Origin of the sequence: Massilimicrobiota sp. An80 (assembly GCF_002159255.1) — a bacterium.
Lineage (GTDB): Bacteria > Bacillota_I > Bacilli_A > Erysipelotrichales > Coprobacillaceae > Allocoprobacillus > Allocoprobacillus merdigallinarum.
Genome location: NZ_NFHI01000128.1, coordinates 1 through 552, shown reverse-complemented (window position 1 = coordinate 552; position 552 = coordinate 1). Strand labels below are relative to the sequence as shown.

General features: G+C 34.4%; 1 protein-coding gene. It reads right to left on the bottom strand.

The window, feature by feature from the left end; genetic code table 11:
- Positions 1–259 precede the first annotated feature (259 nt).
- On the bottom strand, positions 260–552 hold a 293-nt coding region (locus tag B5G32_RS14065; RefSeq protein WP_204209781.1), incomplete at its 5' end, for a hypothetical protein.

Genomic DNA, 552 nt, shown 5'->3' with positions numbered 1-552 from the left:
CAATGGAGTCAACTTAGTAAGTTGGCTCTTTTTTATTTTTTTGGAAATAAAAGAGTGTCTTTTTTACTTGTAGTTAAGTATAATTATCTATTTATTATCTTATTTCCTTTACTTTTGTTGTATAATGTAGTTAAGAAAGAAGGTGCTTCTATGTTCGTTAGAGTTATCAAAAATAATAAGGGTAAGAAAAATACCTGTTTTTGCGCACTCGTTGAATCCTATCGTGATTCTTCTGGCGTTCCTAAACATCGTGTCCTTATCAACTTTGGGCAGATTGATGAGGAATCCGTTCCTTTTCTGAAGGCTGCTTTCGCCAAGAAAAAGCCTCGTCTTGTCTATGATGATGAATAATGTAGTTAAGTCTTCTCAGCTGGCTGCTATCTTCAGTGAGTTTAATGCTATCATTCATTCTGATATCACAAACAGACTCTGTCGCAAGAGAACACAGGACTTTACCAGAAATAGAAATATGAATTTCTATTCGCTCATCTATTACTTCATCTTCAGAAACAGAACCACAACCAATGCTGAACTCTCTCATTTTTATTCTTC